The sequence below is a fragment of the Bradyrhizobium guangdongense genome (assembly GCF_006483445.1).
GTDB lineage: Bacteria > Pseudomonadota > Alphaproteobacteria > Rhizobiales > Xanthobacteraceae > Bradyrhizobium > Bradyrhizobium guangdongense_A.
Map to the genome: position 1 here is coordinate 1 of NZ_PPPT01000328.1, position 2,123 is coordinate 2,123.

Annotated in this window: 3 protein-coding genes; all 3 read right to left on the reverse strand. The window is 65.3% G+C overall.

Features of this window, described 5'->3' with window-relative positions:
* Nucleotides 1-77: 77 nt before the first annotated feature.
* Nucleotides 78-680, reverse strand: a complete 603-nt coding sequence (locus C2U70_RS32520; protein ID WP_140982846.1) for a hypothetical protein — start codon at nt 678-680, stop codon at nt 78-80.
* Nucleotides 673-1,359, reverse strand: a complete 687-nt coding sequence (locus C2U70_RS32525) for a hypothetical protein (RefSeq protein ID WP_140982849.1) — start codon at nt 1,357-1,359, stop codon at nt 673-675. The genes C2U70_RS32520 and C2U70_RS32525 overlap by 8 nt, the downstream gene beginning before the upstream one ends.
* Nucleotides 1,356-2,123 (reverse strand): MotA/TolQ/ExbB proton channel family protein (locus C2U70_RS32530; protein WP_140982852.1); only part of this gene is annotated, 768 nt, incomplete at its 5' end. The genes C2U70_RS32530 and C2U70_RS32525, both read right to left, overlap by 4 nt.

Sequence of the window (2,123 nt, forward strand, 5' to 3'; positions counted from 1 at the left end):
CGGGCATGACGATGTGGAAACGGCTGCGCCCACCTCTCCAGAGACAGATGCGACAAACTTACTCCCTGCCCCTGCAGCTACTGCTCATCCTTCGGCGGCATCCGCGGCGGCGGCAGCGGCGTGAACACGGCGGCCCCGGCGTCGGTCGGCGCCTTGAACTCGCCGGTCGAGGAATCCCCGCCCGTGGTCTCCAGAATGATTTTTGGCGTGACGTATTCGCGGACCATGTCGATGATGCTGCCGTCGCCGCCGCCGAAATCGGCGGCGCGCCCCCCTTGGGGATGGCCGGCCTTGATCTCGTTCTCGGCGGCATGGGTTTTTTCGGCGAGCGCGTCGCTGTAGGGCACGCGGTAGGCCCGGGGGATTGCGCTCGGGCGATTGTCCTCGTCGAGCTCCTCGACCCAGAGATAGATCGCGCCGGGCTCGCCCTGCAGCGTATGCGGCTCGACGATGCGGGCATGCAGGAGCTTGAAGGTCACAGGCAGCCGCGCCGTGGTGGCCCAGCCCAAAAGGCCGCGCATCTCGGTGAAGCTGATGACGTAGAACGCGCTGGTCACGACGACGGCGACGGCCTTCAGCGACCAGTGCAGCCGCGCATAGACCAGCACGAGCAGCAGGAGTGCGCCGATGATCGCGTAGGCGACCGACAGCGTGAGGATGACCGTTTGCAGACTAGTCACGGCGTATCCTCTTGGCGTTGCTGCTCACACCGGTATTCGGGTCGAGATCAGCCCCGTTGCGCCAACCGCTGCGGAACGTCTCGAGCAGCGATTTCGGCCGCTGGCTCACATCGACGACTTTGCCTTCGCTATCGATCCGGAACCGCACCGCGGTCTTCTCGTCGCCGGTGTGGTCGACCGTGAACTTGTTGTCGAAAATGACCTGCGCGACCGGGTTGAGCTTTTGCACCTTCACGTTCGCCTGCACCGGCTCGCCGGTCGTCGCTGCAAAATGCGAGACGTTGACGGTGTATTCGCCGGCGAGGATGCCGCGCACGGTGACGATCTCCTCGCGGATGGGCGAGGCGATCTTCTTGCCGTTGACGATGATGAAGTCGTTGGCGCCGCCGCGATCGTCGCGGTCGAGCGTCAGGAATCCGGCCTCGCGGTGGCGATACCAGGCGATGTTCCCTGCGGGGTCCTGCACGAACAGGTCGAGATCATCGGGATGATTGTCCGGCCAGTCCATGGTGATCATGAACTCGGCCTTGGAGTCGATCTTGCCGTCCTTGGCGTCGGGCGAGACCGCGAGCAGCGCGAGGAAGAACAGAAACGCGATCACCTGGAGTGCCTTGAACAGCATCACGCCGAGGGGATCGAACGGCTCCTCGCGCGGCCAGAGGCCGAAATCGTCCATCATGGCGCGGTTCCCGGCCCCTTCGTCGCTCCCTTGTCAGCGCCTTTGCGTTCGAGCGCGGGCGTCACATAGGTCTCGGTCATCATGACGGCGTCGGAGAACACGCGCTGGGTTGCGGCATCCAGCATGTAATACTGGATGCGGACCAGGATCGAGCCGACGAGGCCCGCAAGCGTGGTGTACATCGCGACCGCCATGCCGTCGCTCATCAGCCCCATCGAGGTCTTCATCGCGGCCTTGTCGGCCGCATCGAGCGTTGCGATCGGCGCCAGCATGATGATGAAGCCGATGATGGTGCCGAGCAGGCCGAGCTTCATCAGCGTATCCGAGACGAAGGCGCCAAAGCCGTTGGAGCCGCGGAGGCGATCCGCGAGTGTTCGGAGCAACAGCGTCTGGTCCACCGCGCGATAGTCCTGCGCCGCCGCCTTCGTTGCTAGACTCGCGATGTGGTCCTTGACCAAGCCCGGCGGCAGTGACGTCGCACCCGGCTCCAGCGCCTTGACGCCGTCGGCTGAGGCCAGCACCGCGCGGCAGCGACGCGCCGCCGCCCCTTCGCGGGCAATCGTGCGGGTGCGCCAGAAGCAGTGGCCGCAGGTGACGATGTAGAGGAGCGCGATCAGGCTCGAAATGTAGGTTCGGTCGGAGACCACCATCAGGCGGATCAGGCCGTAGCGCCAGAGCAGCACGACCGCGAAGATCGAGAGGCCGGTAAAGATCATCCAGAGCAGCAGCGCGCTGCGCTCGGACGCATCGTCGCCGGCGGGCGC

Coding starts and splice junctions, on each gene's coding strand:
- C2U70_RS32525 (WP_140982849.1), bottom strand. CDS start 1,359: ATGATGGACGATTTCGGCCTCTGGCCGCGCGAGGAGCCGTTCGATCCC.